The organism is Peribacillus deserti (genome assembly GCF_016909175.1).
GTDB classification, from domain to species: Bacteria; Bacillota; Bacilli; order Bacillales; family DSM-1321; genus Paraperibacillus; species Paraperibacillus deserti.
Genome location: NZ_JAFBFI010000001.1, coordinates 325235 through 344912 on the forward strand (window position 1 = coordinate 325235; position 19678 = coordinate 344912).

Here is a 19678-nt window from a genome sequence, read left to right on the forward strand (position 1 = left end):
ACTATTAAAACTCTTATACCTCCTCCGATATTAATATTGTAAAGGTTGAAAGGCGGCCGACTTCTTCAACCTTATAATAGGGCCCACAAGGACGTGAGCCATACAATTCAAGGAGGAATTTTATAATGAGAATTAATCACAATATCGCGGCGCTTAACACACACCGTCAGTTATCAAGTGCTTCTGCAGCACAAGGTAAATCAATGGAGAAATTATCTTCAGGTCTTCGTATAAACCGTGCAGGAGATGACGCTGCAGGTCTAGCTATCTCTGAAAAAATGCGTGGACAAATCCGTGGTTTAGATCAAGCATCTCGTAACTCTCAAGATGGTATCTCTATGATCCAAACTGCTGAAGGTGCTTTGAACGAAACTCATGACATTCTTCAACGTATGCGTGAATTATCTGTTCAATCAGCTAACGATACAAACACTGATGGAGATAGAAAGAATATCCAGGATGAAGTTAATCAATTAGGTAAGGAAATTGATCGTATTCGTGATACTACTCAATTCAATACTAAAAATCTTCTAGATGGTTCTATGGATAAGAGTACTACAGCTACCAAGAATGTTAATACCGGTGCTGCTTTACAAGGTGCAGCTAATCCTGCTGTTGCAGCTGACCTGTTGACTGGAATGAAAGACGCCAATGGTAACAGCTTAGGTATTGCGGTTGGTGATAAAATTGATGTTTCTTATGTTATTAACGGAAATACAAAAACTGATACAATTACCGTTTCTTCTACATCAAAGCTATCTGACCTATATTCTGGTACAAACATGAATGCTGATACTACGGGTGCTGTGAATGCTACTACGGGTGCATTAGAAATTACCGCAAAAGCTGATGGGTTCACAGGTGCAATCAATGGCTTGACTATGACTGTTAAAGATTCAGCTGGTAACGTGAAAAATGGTGCATCAAATTCATTGTCTTCTTTCACTGAGACTACTCAAGCAGAGGTTACACATGCTGATGGTCAAGCAACATTCCAAATTGGGTCTAATACTGGACAAAATATCCAGTTAGCGTTTAAAGACATGGGTACTTCCGCACTTGGCGTAAAAGATATCAAAGTTGGTAACCAAGGTCAAGCAAATGTAGCAATTAAAGCTATTGATTCTGCTATCTCTAAGGTTTCTGCTGAGCGTTCTAAATTGGGTGCTACTCAAAACCGTTTAGAGCACACAATCAATAACTTGAATACATCTTCTGAAAACTTAACAGCTGCTGAGTCTCGTGTACGTGACGTAGACATGGCGAAAGAAATGATGACTCAAACCAAGAACTCAATTCTTTCTCAAGCTGCTCAAGCTATGTTGGCTCAAGCTAACCAACAACCACAAGGTGTACTTCAACTTCTTCGTTAATCTTCGCCCGCGGTTTAGATTAACTAAAAAGAAAGAGACTCTAGGAATTTTCCTAGGGTCTCTATTTATGCACGTTCATTCCCTGATATTGGCTGTCTTTAGACTATTTCATTTTTCATTACTAGTAATTACTATAATCTATTAGTCTTCATTCTACATACACAATCGAATGTTTCTTCTTACGCCCCTCAGTTGATAATACTCTTACATAATCAGATTAATGTCTTTTAGAAAGAGAATACCATTCGAACATAGTTGCTTATATATTTAGCGTTGTATGTTACAAGATAAACATTTGATGGATATGCGTATGAGAGCGTTAATAACATGAGTTTATAGTACTAAATTCTGCTATATTTATCTCCTGAGTCAAAATTAGAACATACGTTTTAGAAGTTTTATTCTAATAATCGGTAAAAAGGTTAATAAATAAATAATTCTACCGATATTAAATGTAGAAAATTGATATCTATTTGCGGAGGGAAATTATGATTGATCGTCTCTTATCAAATCCTTCACCTGCTGCATCAAGACCCCCAGAAAACATACAAGTCGAAGGTGTCATTACTATAGAAAATGAACCAAAAAAATACGCAGAACCTGTAAATCGGGAAAGTCCGGAAATTTCAAAAGAAAAAGTAAATGAAATGGTTGAGACATTTAATAAATTCTTAAATCCGGCAAATACAGCATTAAAATTTGAATTCCATGAGAAGCTTCATAAATATTACGTAACCATTGTAGATAGTGAGACAAATGAGGTAGTCAAAGAAATACCTCCTAAAAAGATGCTGGATTTATATGCCCAAATGGCCGAATTTTTAGGCATTATTGTAGATAAAAAAATATAGCGGAGCTGAACCTTCATGACAAGAATTAGCGGGCTTGCCAGTGGCATGGATACCGATCAAATGGTTAAAGATCTAATGAAAGCAGAACGTATGCCTCTGGACAAGCTTAATCAAAAAAAGCAATACACGGAATGGCAGCGCGATGATTACCGGTCGATGAATAAACTTTTGTTTGATTTAGATCAATTTGTTTTTGATGGAATCAGCAAACAAGGGACTTATACAAAAAAGACTGTAACTGTTTCCGATCCGAGTGCTGTGACAATCAAAAACATTAATTCTACTTCTGAATTTAGCGGCACTGTTAAAGTTAACTATTTAGCTGAAGCTGCTACCATGTTCAGCACAGCTGCTAAAGATATAGACCCTGCTAAAACCCTAAATCAACATGTACCGCCCGTCCTAAGCCAAACCATCTCTATTAAAGCAATAGGTAAAGATGGCAAATTAGAAACTACCGGCTTTAGTTACACAATTGATCCAAGTAAAGACACCTTAAATAGTATTATTGATAAAATCAACAAAGAATCAGGCGTTAACATGTTCTACGACACTGTTACACAAAAGGTATCCATAACCGCGAAAAATACGGGTAATGCCGGAACAGATGATAATTCGGACATCGAGCTATCTGGGGATTTTCTAATCAATAATCTTTCCTTAAGCAGCAATAATGTGGATGCAAAAAAAGCTGGATTTGGATCATTAGGGAAAAATGCGTCTTTTGAAATTAACGGCCTGCCAACAAGCCGATCAACTAATAACTTTCAAATCAATGGTGTTGATTATACCTTAAATAAAAAGACTGATACACCTGTCACTTTTTCATCTAGTACGGATACGGACGCCATACTCGACACCATTACTAAATTTGTTACCAAATATAATGAAACCATTAGTAAAATTAATGAAGAAATTTCGGAAAAACGTTATAGAGAATACCAGCCTTTAACCAAAGAACAAAAAGACGACATGGATGAAAAGGATATTGAGAAATGGGAAGAAAGAGCAAAAAGTGGAACATTGCGGGGAGACAGCGCCTTATCAAATGGACTAAATCAGTTGCGTGCCAACCTTTATTCTGCCGTTCCCGGTGCTGGATTTTCACAGCTTTCCCAGATCGGGATTACCACTTCGTCCAATTACCTTGAAAAAGGAAAGCTGGTTATTGATCCGGATAAACTTAAAGCGGCTATTTCAAAAAATCCTAATGGAATTTACGAGCTGTTTCAGAAAGAAGGAGCGACGCCTGCTGATCAAGGAATTGCTCGGAAAATGCGTGCGTCCATTAAAGATATTATGAGCAATATCGAGAAAAAGGCCGGCAAAGCAACAATGACTAACCAATCATTTACGATTGGACGATTGCTGGATACAATGAATAATTCAATAAACCGATTCGAAGATCGCCTTCTACAAGTTGAAGACCGCTACTACCGTCAGTTCACAGCCATGGAAAAAGCAATACAAAAATCCAATTCTCAATCTACATACCTCATGCAGCAATTTGGCGGAGGTCAATAAGAAAGGATGTTCTAAATGGCTTTGCATAATCCTTATCAGGCGTATCAAAACAATAGTGTGAATACAGCATCTCCTGGGGAACTTACATTGATGCTATATAATGGGTGCATTAAATTTATCCACCAGGCCAAAATGGCAATCAACGCAAAACAAATCGAAGCAAAAAATACGAATATCCAAAAAGCCCAGAAGATTATTCAGGAGTTAATGGTTACCTTAAATATGGATCTGGAAGTTTCTAAGGATATGATGTCTCTCTATGATTATATGAACCGCCGGTTGATCGAAGCTAATATTAATAACGATACTAGCATTTTAGATGAGGTTGAGGAACTTGTGAGCGAATTTCGTGATACCTGGAAACAAGTTATTCAGGCTAATCGCCAGAAGCAGTATGTGCAAGGCGGGTCCATTTAATGAACCGCCTGATGCCTTACCGTAACCTTTCAATTGAGCTTATTGAGCTTATTAATACTTCCAGTGAAGAGAAAAGAAATGAACAGATTGCTGAGATAGAAAGAATTCTAGAACTGCGCCAGGCTATACTGGCTGAGATTACAGCCCCTTTTTCTGATGAAGAAAATATAACTGGATCCCTTTTGATCGGATTGGAAAAACAGGTTACTGAAAAACTTTCCCGAATAAAAAGGGACATACAAATCGATATAAAAAAACTTCAGTCTAAAAAAGAAGGAAATCAAAAATATGTGAATCCTTATCAGTCCCTCACGACTGATGGATATTTTTATGATAAACGTAAATGAGGAACAGCCTAAATTAATTAGAGCTGTTTTTTTTGTTTTATAAAAGTTCGACAACGTCAAAAATAAGTTTATTGTACTGGTATTTTTTAAATCTCAGAGAATTATAATGTAGATAACCCCTTCAGTTAACTCGCCAAATCGCAATAAGTTTGAAAATTCGACAAATTCTTTTGGTGTTTATGAAGGAATTGTAAAGGGTATCGTAGAAACTATATACATACCTTATTTAAAGGAGGAATTCATCGATGAATTATAACGTTCGTGGTGAAAACATTGAAGTAACTCAGGCTCTGCGTGACTATGTAGAGAAAAAAATTGGCAAGTTAGAGAGATATTTTAATGACACTCCAGATGCAAATGTGCATGTTAACTTAAAGGTCTATAACGATAAATCCACCAAAGTCGAGGTAACCATCCCGATGTCCGATTTGGTCCTTCGTGCAGAAGAGTCCAACGGTGACATGTATGCGGCCATCGACTTGATCACTGATAAATTAGAACGCCAAATTCGTAAGCATAAAACAAAAGTGAACCGCAAATTCCGTGAGAAGGGCAGTATCCAGGAATTATTTACAAGCAGCGCGAGTGAAGCTGAGGCAAGTGCGACACTGGTGGATGTGGAAGAAGAAAATGATTTAGAGGTTGTCCGGAATAAGCGATTTGACTTAAAGCCGATGGACAGTGAAGAGGCTATTCTGCAGATGAACATGCTGGGACATAACTTCTTCGTCTTTACGAATGCAGTTACGAATGTGACGAATGTGGTTTATAAGCGTAATGATGGGCGATATGGGTTGATTGAGCCTAGTTAAATAGAATAATAGAAAATGCCTGATTCCTATATGGATTCAGGCATTTTTTATGGAATTCTTTCTGCTTCAATGACATACCGGTTAGGCGCATTGCCGACAAAAGAAAAAGGATAACAGGTGGAGAGAGTGAGTATTTCCTTTGGGGACGTATCGCGGATCACTGTGGTGTTGTCTTTGTCCACTATATAAGATTTAAAGATTTTATAGCTGAAGGTTTGGGACGGCATTTTTAATTCTAGTGTGTCTCCTGTCTTTAAATCACCAAGCTTTCGGAAAACAGTATCTCGGTGGCCTGAAAGCAGAATTTGGTTGTCCTGATCAGGCAGAGCCGATGTGCTGTAATGCCCTACCCCTTTAGCAAGATCATCCTCATGAGTTCCTTCTATTATAGGAAGATCCGATTTTATTGCTGGAATGCTTAGAATGCCTATGATGTCACCAGTTTGGAAAGTTTCCATTCTTTTAGGAGGAGGAACTGATTGCATTTCTTCCTGGGCTTTGTCTTTCTGAGATCCTAAGCCTACTTTTTTATAAGCTGCTTTAAGTGTATATTCCTGCAAGTCGCTCTCATGATTCATTTTTAATAACGAAAATGCAATGAAACTTATCCCAGCTAGGATAATGAGGATTCCAACCCACAGGGAATTATTTTTTCGTTTCATTATTAATTTGAACCTTCTTAAAGATATTAAACTCCAGCCATAATCTAAATTCGTCCTTACTGATCCCCTGTTGTTTTGCCTCCATAATAAGATTCACCCACTCTTTATCAAGAGTCATATCACTGATTGTTTCTCCCATTAAGTCATCCACACTGCAATCAAGAACTTGAGCTATCTTTGTAAGAATATTAATAGAAGGATTCTGCTGAAGCCCCCTTTCTATATAACTTAAATACGATTTGGAAATTCCCGTTCTCTCTGCAAGCTGGGTAATGGAATATCCTTTTTTTATTCGCAGCCTCCTAAAAGCATTTCCATCCATAGATAAGAATCCCCTTTTTACTATATTTGTAAATTCATTATATAGAACATTCCGTTCTTTAAAAAATATGAAATACTGAGATTTAAGGAGAAAGAATAAGATATAGAACAAAAAACGTTCGTTTTTAAGAATATTTAACCAATTTTGAGGTTTTTCAAACCCGTTACCAATGAACTATACTCAAGTTACAAGTTCGATAAAACGAACAAAAAGAGCAAACTTCCAAGGGGGAGTGGTTCCTATAAGGCACAAACGATTAAAGAAATACGGTAAAAAGAACAAGAAGTTGCTGCTGTTCATGAAAGCTTTTGGAATTTGGTACATAACGATCGGTTCCTTGGGTTACATATCAGGAAACACGAATGCATCCTTTAGTGATAGTGAAGATGTTCAAGGTACTATTGCGGCTGGTATTTGGGCGAAGGAAGAGGATTGTTCAGAAGAAGTAACGCGTGATAGCGAAGAAAAGCAGCCTGTTTCTGCAGAAACGAATCAAGGTGAAAATGAACAAGGAAAAACTGAGTGTAAAGAGCCAGAAAAGAAAGATGCAGAACCTGAGAAGGATCTAGAAAAAGTTACCCCTGAAACTGAGAAAAAAGAAGAGGGTAAACCGGACCTTCCTTCAGAAAAGAAAGATAAAGAAGAACCTTCTGAAGTTGAAGTTCCTGCTAAAGAAACTACTGCTGATGGAGAAACGGAAGACAAGAAAGAGATAGAGACTACACCAGATCTCAAAAAAGAAGAAGCTCCAGACAGCAGCCAGGAGAAGAAAGAAACTAAAACTAGTGAACCCGTTTCAAAAGATAAAGAGATTTCAGAGCCTACTAATAGCGATGCAGCTGAATCAGTGCAAACTGAAGCTGCAAAGCAATGAAAAAGCAGTTAGATAATCTCATGCAGGCAGGTGTTAACCAATGAAAAAAGTCTTAAAGATACTCAGCAATACACTGACCTATGTACTATTCGCAGTGTTTCTGCTGATGCTGTTTCTAGTCATTTCCTCTAAGGCATCCGGCGGTGAACCGCAGGCCTTTGGATACCAGTTAAAAACCGTTCTCTCCGGATCGATGGAACCAACCTTTCAAACAGGCTCCATCATAGCCGTCAAGCCGCTAAATACGGATGAAAGAAAAAGCTTGAAAAAAGGAAGCATCATTACTTTCCGTGAAAGTGAAGAAAAATTAATCACCCACAGAGTTACCAAGGTATTAGGAACTGGCCAAAACGTATCCTATGAAACTAAAGGTGATAACAACGATGCTACTGACCTTCAGCCAGTCTTATCACAAAATGTGGTAGCCCAGTACGATGGCTTCACGATTCCATATGCAGGATACTTCATTAGTTATGCTTCTTCCAAAACAGGGAGCGCATTAATGATGGTGGTTCCTGGCTTACTAATACTCTTGTATGCCGGTTACACCATATTTCAGGCAATCAGGGAAATCGATTCAAAAACAAAAAATACAGAAACCACTAAAACTGCTTAACTTGGTTGAATCTCCTGTTAAAGCGGGAGTCAATATATAAAACAAAATATACATACCCATAGTTGGGAATGAGGAGGAAACAAGGAATGAGTATTAAAAAGAAATTAGGTTTAGGTATTGGATCGGCGGTATTAGGTTTGTCGTTAGTTGGTGGAGGAACGTTTGCTTATTTTAGTGATTCAGCTGATGCAAAGGGGACTTTCGCTGCTGGTACACTAGACATAAGTACTGATCCTAAAACCGTTATTGATGTATCTAATATTGCACCGGGGGATTCAATGATCAGAGAATTCCAACTTAAAAATGATGGAACTTTAGACATTAAAAAAGTTTTGCTTGATACCGCTTATACTGTAAAAGATAAAAAAGGGGATAATGCTGGCAATGATTTTGGCGAACATATTAAAGTAGATTTCTTAGTCAACGGCGATAAACTTAATGGTGTAATTTGGTCTACAACTCTAGCAGAACTTTTGGATGAAAAGGATCCGGATGCTGTAGCAAGAGGCTTGTTTGGTGAAAAACGAGGAATTAAAGCTGGAACGACAGATGACATGTATGTCATGTTTACTTTTGTAGATAATGGAGACGACCAAAATAAGTTCCAAGGTGATTCCCTATCGCTTACTTGGACTTTCAATGCTCAACAAGGCGATGGTGAATTGAAGTAATTTCTTATATGAGGTTCATGTAAAAGGTGGGGCATCCGTCCTGCCTTTTATTTAAATTATAGAATGTGAGGTTATGCAATGTATCCCAAAAAGCTTTTGGCAAAGCCTATTTTAATACTAATGACTATATTCGTTCTTTATAGTTTTTTAACGCCAAAAGGTGCATATGCCGCTAGCAGCGAAATCGATATTGCCACTGATCCGGAGAATTTTTTATTCCAGGTAGATAATTTAAAACCAGGCGACTGGATGCCAAGAGAGATCACGATAAAGAATCAGGGAACTAAAAATTTTCAATACACTGCTGTAATAGGCAGCCATAAATCACACAAAAACCTATTTGAAAATTTAAAACTTGAAGTTAAAGAAAATAGCAATCTTCTATATACAGGCCTTTTAAAGGATTTTAAAGGATTTGGTTCGAGAATTTTAAAATCGGGAACATCTGAAAAGCTATTATTCACAGTGACTATGCCCTACGAGCTGGATAACAGTTTTCAGGGTTCATCCGCAGAAGTTGAGTTTAAGTTTGTAGCAGAAGGAAGGGATACACCGCCTCCAAGCTGTGAAGAAACCAACACATGTCCAGAGCCGCCGGGCTGTGAAGAAACTAACACATGTCCAGAGCCGCCGGACTGTGAAGAAACTAACACATGTCCAGAGCCGCCGGACTGTGAAGAAACTAACACATGTCCAGAACCGCCAACGTGTGAACAAACCAATACATGCCCAGAGCCGCCAAGCTGTGAACAAACCAATACATGTCCAGAGCCGCCAACGTGTGAAGAAACTAACACATGTCCAGAGCCGCCAGCATGCGGAGAAACGAATACATGTCCTGAGCCAGAACCAAATCCTGAACCAACACCGATACCGACACCAAATCCAGCACCAACTCCAATTCCAGTACCAGATTCAACAGAACCGACAACCGATTCAAATCCAATACCCAATGCAGGAACCGGCACTAATGGCGATAACAAGCTGCCAGACACGGCTACCGACAATTATAATTACCTGCTAATCGGTGTATTTCTTACATTATCAGGTGGATCAATCTTGTTTGTAAATAACCGTAAAAGAAAAGAAAACGATGAATAGACTTTAGGGAAAGGGGAACAACAGATGTTTCGCAAAAATTGCTATAAATGCCACAGACCCTCCTTTAGCAGCTCGGAGTCCGGCCAATGGATTTGTCCGGTATGCGGGGAGGATTTAACAAGCCAGAGATTGTTTAATGCCATAACGATGGAGAAGGTGGGAATGCGCATCGGAAGTTTTCCTGTACCTAAAGAGTCATCGAAAAAGAATTGAGTGCTTTCCACGATTCTTTTATGGTTAATTCGACCCCAGTAGACAAATAATTTTCGGTATTTTTACCTTTAGTGATTGTTTTTACAAAAAATGGGTGAAAAATGAGGTTTTCTGAAGAAAAAAAGTTTGAAAATTTAGTTTTCAACTGACATAAAACAACAAAGTAATTCGTTTGCCTTGTTTATAATCAACATGTGAGATAAGTACTACAGAAAAAGGCAAACTTGGCTGAAAGGCAGGGACGCAAAGTCACGGGTCTACGGTAGTTCGTACTATGATGGCTGGGCTGCCTGAAATACAAAAGGTATTTTGGGAGGGTATTTAGATTGTTAATAACTGTACCTGAGTTGGATCAAGAGTGGGTTGAACTGTTACTTCAAGCGAAAAAAATGGGAATGAACTTAGAAGATATCAGAGAATTTTTGCAGAGTGCTCAGGAGCAGAAAGAGGTCGTTTAGCTTAAGTGGGGAATGGAAATGAAAGAAAAAAAGTACCCTTAAAAAGTGAGCTTGCCTGACAGGCTTTCTTTTTAAGGGGTTTATTTTTTTACAAAAAAACAAGGTCTCTACAGCACCTTGTTTGGTTTAGTCCTTATTAATCCTCCATTTATTGAATTCAATAAATTCGCGGAATTGCTCCTTAGATACACCAGAGCTCATGGCTTCTTTCACGATTTTCATCCAGTCTGCATCGAGGCTGTCCTGGCTGGGCTGATCGTATAGAAGGGAATCCAAAGGAACTTCTAGAACCGCGGCAATTTTTTCAAGGAACTGAATAGATGGGTTTGACTGCAGGTTGCGTTCCAGGGCACTTAAATAAGATTTCGCCACACCCGCCTTCTCCGCAAGCTCCGACATGGACATTTTTTTTTCTTTTCTAATAATTTTAACTCTGTCACCGATCATTATGAGTATCACATCCTGCGGGCTATATTATATAAGGAATTAATTTTTGTTAAAGGGAATTTAATAAGTAAATTTCATACTGCACTCTATATTAACTTACTATAATTTTTCCCATTTTTATAGTGCTTTTATGACTTTTTTTATCGATTTATGTATGCATATTTCCCTATTATTCCCCTTCGGTTGTGCCTATGTGGCAGAAGTGTTAAAATTAAAGGCAGTAGTTTACATTTTGAGAAGAGGATTTTCGTGCTTTACGGCGAATACTTTCCTATTATAATATTGTCCATCAAGAGTGCCCGCTAACCATTGGGCTCACTTACTTTTATAAAAGAGGAGCGCTTATCATGCTGGGGATTTTGAATAAGGTGTTTGACCAGAATAAACGCGAAATAAAACGCCTTGAAAAACAGGCGGATCAAATAGAAGCTTTAGCATCTGATATGGAACGTTTGTCAGATGATGAATTAAGAGCGAAAACAGAGGAATTTAAAGAGCGCTACCAAAAAGGCGAAAAACTGAATAGCATTCTTCCAGAGGCATTCGCGGTTGTCCGTGAAGGTTCACGCCGCGTGCTTGGCATGTATCCTTTCAGAGTTCAGCTGATGGGTGGTATTTCCCTTCATGATGGGAATATATCTGAAATGAAAACCGGGGAAGGTAAAACACTGACTTCCACCATGCCGGTTTATTTAAATGCGATTACTGGCAAGGGTGTTCATGTTGTAACGGTGAATGAATACCTGGCAAGCCGTGATGCAACTGAAATGGGCAAGCTGTTTAACTTTCTTGGATTGACTGTCGGCCTTAACCTGAACAGCATGACAAAGGAAGAAAAGCAGGAAGCATATGCAGCAGATATCACGTACAGCACCAATAATGAGCTGGGATTTGACTATCTTCGTGATAACATGGTTCTCTACAGCGAACAAAAAGTTCAGCGTCCGCTTTATTTTGCCGTGATAGATGAAGTCGACTCCATTCTTATTGATGAAGCTCGTACACCGCTGATCATTTCAGGTACAGCTGAGAAATCTAATGTGCTTTATATTCAGGCGAATGCTTTTGTGCGTACTCTTAAAAAGGACGTTGATTTCACGTACGATGAGAAAACAAAAGGAGTTCAGCTGACAGAAGAAGGGATTTCTAAATCTGAACGTGCTTTTGGCATCGATAATTTATTTGATATTTCACATGTAACGCTTAACCATCATATCAACCAGGCATTGAAGGCTCATACAAGCATGCAGCTGGATGTGGATTATGTGGTTCAGGACGATGAGATCGTCATCGTTGACCAATTTACCGGCCGTCTCATGAAAGGACGCCGCTACAGCGATGGACTGCATCAGGCAATTGAAGCTAAAGAGGGCGTTGAAATTCAAAACGAGAGCATGACTTTAGCGACCATTACCTTCCAGAACTATTTCCGTATGTATGAAAAGCTTTCTGGTATGACGGGTACCGCGAAAACGGAAGAAGAGGAATTCCGTAATATCTACAATATGCATGTTATTGTGATTCCGACGAACCGAGATATCGTCCGTGATGACCGTGCAGACTTGATTTACGCTTCTATTGAAGGCAAGTTTAATGCAGTGGTCGAGGAAATTGCTGAACGCTATGCCAAAGGACAGCCTGTTCTTGTGGGTACCGTTGCCATTGAAACCTCCGAATTAATTTCACAGCTCTTAACCCGAAAAGGCGTTAAGCATAATGTATTGAATGCGAAGAACCATGAACGCGAGGCAGAAATTATTGCTCATGCCGGCGAACAGGGTGCTGTTACGATCGCGACAAACATGGCAGGACGCGGAACCGACATTAAGCTTGGCGAAGGCGTGAAGGAACTGGGCGGACTTGCAGTTGTTGGTACGGAACGACATGAAAGCAGACGTATTGATAACCAGCTTCGCGGACGTTCCGGACGTCAGGGCGACCCGGGGGTTACTCAATTCTACCTTTCTATGGAAGATGAATTAATGCGCCGCTTTGGCTCTGATAACATGAAGAATCTGATGGCCCGTCTTGGAATGGATGATACACAGCCTATTCAAAGTAAAATGGTCACAAGAGCAGTTGAGTCTGCGCAAAAACGGGTTGAGGGCAATAACTTTGATGCTCGTAAGCAGCTTCTGCAATATGATGATGTGCTTCGCCAGCAGCGTGAAATTATTTATGCACAGCGTAATGAAGTGTTAGACAGCGAAAATCTTCGTGAAATTGTAGAGAAAATGATTACTACTTCTCTTTCAAGAAACTTTGAAGCCTTTATTTCTCCACATGAGGACGAGGAAGAATGGAACTTCACTGGCCTCATTGATTATATTAACGGAAACCTTCTGCAGGAAGGCGATGTGACAGAAAATGATCTAAGAGGCAAAGATCCGGAAGAGATGGTAGAATTTATTCTTGGCAAAATTAAAGACCGCTATAATGAAAAAGAAGAGCAGCTAACCGAAGAACAGATGAGAGAGTTCGAGAAGGTTATCGTTCTTCGTGCGGTTGACAGCAAGTGGATGGACCACATCGATACAATGGAACAGCTCCGCCAGGGTATCCATCTTCGTGCATACGGTCAGATTGATCCGCTTCGTGAGTACCAGGAAGAAGGTTTATCCCTGTTCGATGGCATGATTGCTGCCATTGAAGATGATGTGGCTAAATATATTATGAAGGCTGAGATCCGCAACAACCTGGAGCGCCAGGAAGTGGCTCAGGGACAAGCTGTGAATCCTAAGGATGACGGTGAACCAGTAAAGAAACAGCCTGCCCGCAAAAAGGCCGAGGTTGGACGTAATGATCTTTGTCCATGCGGCAGCGGCAAAAAGTTTAAAAACTGCCACGGACAATTGCAATAACGTCTGTGTTTAAAGGAAGGACGGTAAGCTCAAGGGTTTACCGCCTTTTTCCGTTTGTAACGAATGTTTTTTGGCGGTATAATAGACTTTTACTATCAAGATGAATGTAATAACTATAGTGATCATAAATAAATTATATAAAAAGAGGTGCTTCAGGCATGGAATTATCAGAAATTCGTAATGAGCTTGAGAAAACAGCTAAGAAATTAGCGGACTTTAGGGGGTCTCTTTGACTTAGAAGAGAAGGAAGCCCGTATTGCCCAGTTGGATAATGAAATGTCACACCCTGACTTCTGGAACGACCAGAATAAAGCACAGGTTGTTATTAATGAAGTAAACGCGTTAAAGGAAGCCGTTAACCAATTTAAAGAGATGTTCGAGAACTATGAGAATCTCGATTTAACCTTTGAATTAGTTAAGGAAGAAAGTGATGCAGAGCTTCAGGCTGAGCTTGAGTCGGAATTGATGGACCTTACTGAACAATTAAATAAGTATGAACTTCAGCTTCTTCTTAGTGAAGAATTTGATAAAAACAATGCGATCTTAGAGCTTCACCCAGGTGCAGGCGGAACTGAGTCCCAGGACTGGGGTTCTTTGCTGCTGCGTATGTACACTCGCTGGGCTGAAAAGAAAGGCTTTAAGGTGGAAACTCTCGATTATCTCCCTGGAGATGAAGCTGGGATTAAAAGTGTAACCCTCTTAATTAAAGGCCATAACGCCTATGGCTACTTGAAGGCTGAAAAAGGGGTTCACCGTCTTGTCCGTATCTCACCATTCGATTCTTCAGGACGCCGCCATACTTCGTTTGTATCGTGTGAAGTTATGCCTGAGTTTAATAATGAAATCGAGATCGAGATTCGAACAGAAGACCTTAAAATTGATACGTACCGTGCCAGCGGCGCCGGCGGCCAGCATATCAATACGACTGACTCGGCAGTACGTATTACCCACACCCCAACAAATGTCGTGGTTACCTGTCAATCCGAGCGTTCGCAGATCAAGAACCGTGAGCAGGCCATGAAAATGTTAAAAGCCAAGTTATACCAAAGAGAAATCGAGCAGCAGCAGGCGGAACTAGATGAAATCCGCGGAGAGCAAAAGGAAATCGGCTGGGGCAGCCAAATCCGCTCCTACGTATTCCATCCATACTCCATGGTAAAAGATCACCGTACCGGCAACGAATCCGGTAACATCCAGGGAGTCATGGACGGAGACCTCGACTCCTTCATCGACGCCTACCTGCGTTCAAAACTAGCATAATCTCTTGGGAAATGGGGACTGTCCCCCATTTCCCATTTTTATTTTCTGCGGGAAATAGGGGACAGTCCCCATACGGAAGTCAAGTCTGGCAATGGATTCAGCCGCTGGGAAATAGGGACAGTCCCCCGAAAAAGAGCAGGTTTTTTGCCGGGAAATAGGGACAGTCCCCATAATGGCGTGGTATACTCAATTCTGTTGTGTATGAGTATGTTTTAGGAATTTTAATAGATACTATTTGTAATAGATAATGGAGGATTTTGGGATGCGGAAGAGAAGAGGTATGGCCTATTCACACCCGGTTGTGAATAAATTGATCGAGATTGGCTATGTTCTTTTGGGTTCAGCGATTGTAGCCGTTGCTTTTAATGTGTTTTTGCTGCCGAACAAGATCGCTTCGGGCGGTGTCAGCGGGATCAGTACGATTTTGCACGCACTCGCTGGCTGGGAGCCTGCCTATGTTCAATGGGCGTTTAATGTTCCTCTTTTTATTGCAGGACTCATCTTTCTAGGGGCTCAATTTGGTGCTAAAACGCTGCTTGGCACGATATTTTTGCCGTTTGTCGTTTTCTTGACGAGTCACTGGGAACCGTGGACAACCGATCCGCTGCTAGGTGCACTGTTTGGCGGAATCGGAGTGGGCCTTGGGCTTGGTGTGGTTTTTAGAGGAAGAGCTTCAACAGGCGGAACCGATCTGGCTGCACAGATTATCAACAAATATACAGGTTTCTCGCTTGGAACCTGTGTAGCGATTATAGATGGCTTAATTGTGCTTTCCGCAGCTATTTTCTTTGATATTGAGCTGGGGCTTTATGCTTTAATTGCCCTGTACGTGACAAGCAAAACGATTGATCTTGTTCAGGTAGGGATTGGCCGTTCTAAAATGGCGATGGTTATAACTGCACATGAAGCTGAAGTAAGAAATGGAATTATTCATGAGATTGACCGCGGTGTGACCAAGCTTTCCGGGACGGGCGGCTATACGGATGATGAACGTCCTGTACTTATGTGCGTGGTGGATCAGACGGAGTTCATAAAGTTGAAACAACTCGTAAAAGGCATTGATCCCAACGCTTTTGTGGTCGTTATGGACGCTTCGGAAGTGCTTGGCGAGGGTTTCAAACGAGTATAATAAAGGTATAATGAAAAATGGGATAACTCTTTGATGCAAGGCCAAAACACCATAGAAATACTATGTGTTTTGGCCTTTATTTTAAAGATGTGTACTTCGTTCGAGGAGAGATGAACATGAAAAAAAAGCTCATTATGCTTCTGCTGGGTACTTCCCTAGCATTAGCGGCATGCGGAAATGCTGATAACGGTGAAAAAGAGAATGCTAATCAGGAAAACGGTTCAGAAAATGCCGGGTCTGTTGCAGGCAATGGTGAAAAATTATACCAAAAGAACTGTTCAAGCTGTCATGGCGGAAATCTTGAGGGTGGATTCGGTCCTGACCTGACAAATATCGGGTCTGCCTATTCGGAAGCTGAAATCACGAATATTATAAAAAAAGGTAAAGGCCAAATGCCTCCAAACATCCTAAAGGGCGATGATGCCAAAGTGGTTGCAGGCTGGCTTGCAGAGAAAAAATAAGTACATAGAAAGAAGCAGTGCATAAGATTTTTAATGCACTGCTTTTTTTAAATGGGTATTTGGATACGCCTCTAGTATGGAGAAGTATCTAGATATACACACGGGTCCGACGATGCTATGATAATCCCCATAAAAAACCGAAACCCTCATAAAATCTAAGATACCCCTCGAAAAATTATGTTTACCCCGATAAAACTCCATTTACCCCTCCAAAATTTTTGAATGCCCCATAAAGGGTTTATACCTTTTTTATAGAATAGGCTGAGGTCTTCTAATAACGATACTTACAACCAACTAAAACTATATTTAGTCTAAAAGAGCTGCAAAATAAGGGCTTTAGGTTTTTCGTAAACTAAATTATGCCTCTGCTCCTAAAACCTGACTTACCAGCCTCCTCAGTAAGTATTTCCCATCTCTTGAATTAATGCCCTACACAATAAAAATTCTAAAAAAATAAACATTATAGTTTTAGGCATGGGGCTCTGGGTATATTCAGGTTGTAGGGTGCGCACCCATAATAAGGCATAGGAGGTTTTTTATGTTTTCACATATTAAAGAACTGCAATTTGAAGCTAAACCAGACAGACCCGATCCGTTATTTGCGAAAAAATTACAGGAATTAATCGGTGGTCAGTTTGGTGAGATGTCAGTGGCTATGCAATACTTATTCCAGGGCTGGAGCGTCCGCGGTAACCAAAAATATAAAGACTTGCTTTTAGACATAGGAACTGAGGAAATTGGCCATATTGAGATGCTTGCTACTATGGTTTCACGGCTGCTTGATGGTGCACCAGTTAGCGCTCAGGAAGAAGCGGCGAAAGACCCTGTTATGGCTGCAGTTATGGGCGGCATGAATCCGCAACATGCCATTGTGTCAGGACTTGGCGCACGTCCTGCTGACAGCGTCGGCAACCCATGGATGGGTAATTATATTATCTCAAGCGGAAACCTGCTGGCTGATTTCCGCGCCAACTTAAATGCGGAATCTCAAGGACGTCTTCAGGCTGTTCGTTTGTATGAAATGAGCGATGACAGAGGCGTGAAAGATATGCTGTCCGTACTGATTGCGCGCGATTCCTATCACCAAAACCAGTGGGCCGCAGCCATTGCTGAGCTTGAAGAAGCGGAAGGGCTGCTGGTTCCGAGCACATTCCCTCGTGAAAAAGAAAGATTAGATGTAGCATATACACTATTTAATTTTTCTGAAGGTGAAGAAGCGAGCACAGGGCGCTGGGCACAAGGTCCAAGTATAGATGGGCATGCAGAATTTAAATATGAATCTACTCCAAAAGCAGAAGGAGCGAAGCCGATTCTTAAACCAGCACCTCCTGCCCTGCATAATACTCTGCCGATGGATAATATACCGAAATAATCGTACAAGCAGAATCCCACTGGGGTTCTGTTTTTTAGTAGATTCTTCCTATTATCTTCCTTCAAGAAATAGATATTTATCATCATGACTTTTTCTTCGCTGTATCTCTAATGAAATGAAATTGTAATATAATTATCCTTAAAACTGTCAAACTTGAATGTTATAATGTGTGAAGACGAAAAGAAGAAATTGCTCAGTCTTTTTCTTGGTTTTTGTCGTTTTTTGTTGTTTATCGCTAAAAGTTAAATTCATTTAGGTGAATTTTATATAGGAACATAGTTTTAAACTAGAAGGTTAGGTGAATTGTTATGATCGAAATGTCTGAAGTATCTAAAATCTATCCTAATGGAGTTTCTGCCATTAATGGGATTACTGTAAAAATTAATAAAGGCGAGTTTGTTTACGTGGTGGGCCCAAGCGGCGCCGGTAAATCTACTTTTATAAAAATGATGTACCGCGAAGAAAAGCCGACAACCGGGAGCATTACCGTTAACGGAATTCAGCTTTCTAAACTGAGAAATACGAAAGTACCGCTATTCCGCCGCAATTTAGGGGTAGTCTTCCAGGACTTTAAGCTCTTGCCTACTCTTACTGTATTTGAGAACGTAGCGTTTGCGATGGAGGTTGTAGAAGAGCATCCAAAAGATATTAAAAAGCGTGTGATGGAGGTGCTTGATTTAGTAGGACTTAAGCATAAGGCACGCATGGTTCCGACTGAATTGTCTGGCGGAGAGCAGCAGCGTGTTTCCATAGCGCGGTCCATCGTTAATTCCCCGCAGGTTGTGATTGCAGACGAACCGACAGGTAACCTGGATCCGGAGACTTCATGGGAGATTATGAATATTTTAGAAGAGATTAATAACCGTGGGACTACTATTGTGATGGCCACACATAATCGAGATATTGTTAATAATTTAAAGCGTCGCGTAATTGCCATTGATAATGGAAGAATCGTACGTGATGAGCAGCGAGGAGAATACGGATATGAGTATTAGAACCCTTCGCCGCCACTTTAGAGAGAGCGGAAAAAGCTTAGCGAGGAACGGCTGGATGACTTTTGCATCCATCAGTGCGGTGACTGTCACTCTGCTTTTGGTTGGCGTATTTTTTGTAATCATGATGAACTTAAACCATATTGCTGAGAACATCCAGAAGGATGTTGAAATCAGGGTCCACCTTGATCCGGCAGCGGATGATAATAATAAAGATTTAATCGGCCAGAAGATCGAACAAATCTCTGCAGTCGATACGGTCGCATTTTCCCCAAAGGAAAAAGAGCTGACGAACTTAATCGATGAGATGGGTGAAGATGGAAAGACCTTTAAGCTGTTTGAACAGGATAACCCCCTGAACGATGTATATGTGGTCAAAACAAAGGAGCCTGTAGACGTCGTTAAAACGGCTAAACAGATTGAGAAATTTCAATATGTCCAAAATGTAAAATATGGACAGGGCTATGTTGAAAAAATGTTTGATGTTGTCGAAGTTGCACGAAATATCGGGATCGTTTTAATCCTTGGTTTATTATTTACCGCAATGTTCCTGATTTCAAACACCATTAAAATAACAATTATTGCCAGAAGAAGAGAAATTGAGATTATGAGATTAGTAGGAGCTACAAACAGCTTTATCCGCTGGCCTTTCTTCCTTGAAGGAGCCTGGCTCGGGATTCTTGGAGCAATTATCCCTATTGCTTTTATCGCTGCCGCCTACTCGTACATCTATGATTTTGTATCACCAAGAATCCAAATTAAGTTTGTAGAGCTTCTGGAATTCAATCCATTCATTTGGCAAGTATCGCTGATTCTGCTGCTTTTAGGTGCAGTCATTGGCGTGTGGGGAAGCTTAATGTCAGTAAGGAAATTTTTAAAAATATAATGTGTAAGGCCGGCAGATTAAGTGCCGGC

The 19678-nt window shown here is 40.3% G+C and carries 22 protein-coding genes and 1 riboswitch; of the genes, 19 read left to right on the top strand and 3 right to left on the bottom strand.

The window, feature by feature from the left end; all coding sequences use genetic code 11:
• Positions 1 to 125: 125 nt before the first annotated feature.
• The 6 genes from JOC77_RS01395 (at position 126) to hpf (ending at position 5324) form a co-directional block, all read left to right on the top strand.
• A complete protein-coding gene (locus tag JOC77_RS01395) occupies positions 126 to 1373 on the top strand; it encodes a flagellin N-terminal helical domain-containing protein (protein WP_204537623.1) in 1248 nt (415 codons plus the stop codon).
• A 488-nt stretch (positions 1374 to 1861) separates the two neighbouring features.
• Positions 1862 to 2224, top strand: coding sequence for a flagellar protein FlaG (flaG, locus tag JOC77_RS01400; RefSeq protein ID WP_204537625.1), 363 nt, complete (start codon positions 1862 to 1864; stop codon positions 2222 to 2224).
• Between the two features lie 15 nt (positions 2225 to 2239).
• Entirely contained in the window at positions 2240 to 3748 is a 1509-nt protein-coding gene (locus tag JOC77_RS01405) for a flagellar hook-associated protein 2 (RefSeq protein ID WP_204537627.1), read from the top strand.
• A gap of 15 nt (positions 3749 to 3763) precedes the next feature.
• Positions 3764 to 4165, top strand: coding sequence for a flagellar export chaperone FliS (fliS, locus tag JOC77_RS01410; protein ID WP_204537629.1), 402 nt, complete (start codon positions 3764 to 3766; stop codon positions 4163 to 4165).
• Positions 4165 to 4512 carry a flagellar protein FliT gene (gene fliT / locus JOC77_RS01415; RefSeq protein ID WP_204537631.1) on the top strand — a complete coding sequence of 116 codons (348 nt, stop codon included), beginning with the start codon at positions 4165 to 4167 and terminating at the stop codon, positions 4510 to 4512. Before fliS ends, fliT begins: the two co-directional genes overlap by 1 nt.
• 245 nt (positions 4513 to 4757) lie before the next feature.
• A complete protein-coding gene (gene hpf, locus JOC77_RS01420) occupies positions 4758 to 5324 on the top strand; it encodes a ribosome hibernation-promoting factor, HPF/YfiA family (protein ID WP_204537633.1) in 567 nt (188 codons plus the stop codon).
• 47 nt (positions 5325 to 5371) lie between these two features.
• Here the strand turns inward: hpf and JOC77_RS01425 are convergent, their stop codons facing one another.
• Together JOC77_RS01425 and JOC77_RS01430 are read right to left on the bottom strand one after the other, a co-directional pair.
• Positions 5372 to 5986: a class D sortase gene (locus JOC77_RS01425; RefSeq protein ID WP_204537635.1), complete on the bottom strand. Its 615-nt coding sequence runs from the start codon at positions 5984 to 5986 to the stop codon at positions 5372 to 5374.
• Positions 5970 to 6308, bottom strand: coding sequence for a helix-turn-helix domain-containing protein (locus JOC77_RS01430; RefSeq protein WP_204537637.1), 339 nt, complete (start codon positions 6306 to 6308; stop codon positions 5970 to 5972). The genes JOC77_RS01425 and JOC77_RS01430 overlap by 17 nt, the downstream gene beginning before the upstream one ends.
• 232 nt (positions 6309 to 6540) lie before the next feature.
• On the opposite strand from JOC77_RS01430, the gene JOC77_RS01435 reads away from it, so the two are divergent.
• The 6 genes from JOC77_RS01435 to JOC77_RS01460 all read left to right on the top strand — a co-directional run bounded on the left by JOC77_RS01435 (position 6541) and on the right by JOC77_RS01460 (position 10241).
• On the top strand, positions 6541 to 7182 hold the full coding sequence (locus JOC77_RS01435) for a SipW-dependent-type signal peptide-containing protein (RefSeq protein ID WP_204537639.1): 642 nt from the start codon (positions 6541 to 6543) through the stop codon (positions 7180 to 7182).
• 40 nt (positions 7183 to 7222) lie between these two features.
• Positions 7223 to 7798, top strand: a complete 576-nt coding sequence (gene sipW, locus JOC77_RS01440) for a signal peptidase I SipW (protein ID WP_204537641.1) — start codon at positions 7223 to 7225, stop codon at positions 7796 to 7798.
• Positions 7799 to 7884: 86 nt separating this feature from the next.
• Positions 7885 to 8469 carry a CalY family protein gene (locus JOC77_RS01445; RefSeq protein ID WP_204537643.1) on the top strand — a complete coding sequence of 195 codons (585 nt, stop codon included), beginning with the start codon at positions 7885 to 7887 and terminating at the stop codon, positions 8467 to 8469.
• A 78-nt stretch (positions 8470 to 8547) separates the two neighbouring features.
• Positions 8548 to 9570: a TasA family protein gene (locus JOC77_RS01450; RefSeq protein ID WP_204537645.1), complete on the top strand. Its 1023-nt coding sequence runs from the start codon at positions 8548 to 8550 to the stop codon at positions 9568 to 9570.
• 24 nt (positions 9571 to 9594) lie between these two features.
• Positions 9595 to 9783 (top strand): hypothetical protein, encoded by a 189-nt coding sequence (locus JOC77_RS01455; protein WP_204537647.1) that lies wholly within the window; start codon positions 9595 to 9597, stop codon positions 9781 to 9783.
• Between the two features lie 207 nt (positions 9784 to 9990).
• Positions 9991 to 10077: riboswitch (cyclic di-GMP riboswitch) on the top strand.
• A 32-nt stretch (positions 10078 to 10109) separates the two neighbouring features.
• On the top strand, positions 10110 to 10241 hold the full coding sequence (locus JOC77_RS01460) for an anti-repressor SinI family protein (protein WP_204537649.1): 132 nt from the start codon (positions 10110 to 10112) through the stop codon (positions 10239 to 10241).
• Between the two features lie 126 nt (positions 10242 to 10367).
• Here JOC77_RS01460 and JOC77_RS01465 read toward each other — a convergent pair whose 3' ends face one another.
• Positions 10368 to 10688 (bottom strand): helix-turn-helix domain-containing protein, encoded by a 321-nt coding sequence (locus JOC77_RS01465; protein WP_204537651.1) that lies wholly within the window; start codon positions 10686 to 10688, stop codon positions 10368 to 10370.
• A gap of 347 nt (positions 10689 to 11035) precedes the next feature.
• Between JOC77_RS01465 and secA the strand changes: the two genes are divergently transcribed.
• The 7 genes from secA to ftsX all read left to right on the top strand — a co-directional run bounded on the left by secA (position 11036) and on the right by ftsX (position 19649).
• A complete protein-coding gene (secA, locus tag JOC77_RS01470; protein ID WP_204537653.1) occupies positions 11036 to 13549 on the top strand; it encodes a preprotein translocase subunit SecA in 2514 nt (837 codons plus the stop codon).
• Positions 13550 to 13707: 158 nt separating this feature from the next.
• Positions 13708 to 14809, top strand: a protein-coding gene (gene prfB / locus JOC77_RS01475) for a peptide chain release factor 2 (RefSeq protein ID WP_204537655.1) whose coding sequence is annotated in 2 segments (ribosomal slippage) — positions 13708 to 13779 and positions 13781 to 14809 — 1101 coding nt in all. Because the reading frame shifts where the segments join, the coding sequence is not laid out codon by codon here.
• 262 nt (positions 14810 to 15071) lie between these two features.
• Positions 15072 to 15938, top strand: a complete 867-nt coding sequence (locus tag JOC77_RS01480) for a YitT family protein (protein WP_204537657.1) — start codon at positions 15072 to 15074, stop codon at positions 15936 to 15938.
• Between the two features lie 116 nt (positions 15939 to 16054).
• The gene (gene cccB / locus JOC77_RS01485; RefSeq protein WP_204537659.1) at positions 16055 to 16399 is read left to right on the top strand and encodes a cytochrome c551; all 345 of its coding nucleotides are present in this window, start codon (positions 16055 to 16057) and stop codon (positions 16397 to 16399) included.
• Between the two features lie 538 nt (positions 16400 to 16937).
• Entirely contained in the window at positions 16938 to 17771 is an 834-nt protein-coding gene (locus tag JOC77_RS01490) for a manganese catalase (protein ID WP_204537661.1), read from the top strand.
• Positions 17772 to 18079: 308 nt separating this feature from the next.
• Entirely contained in the window at positions 18080 to 18766 is a 687-nt protein-coding gene (gene ftsE / locus JOC77_RS01495; RefSeq protein WP_204537663.1) for a cell division ATP-binding protein FtsE, read from the top strand.
• Entirely contained in the window at positions 18756 to 19649 is an 894-nt protein-coding gene (gene ftsX / locus JOC77_RS01500; protein ID WP_204537665.1) for a permease-like cell division protein FtsX, read from the top strand. The genes ftsE and ftsX overlap by 11 nt, the downstream gene beginning before the upstream one ends.
• Positions 19650 to 19678: the final 29 nt, after the last annotated feature.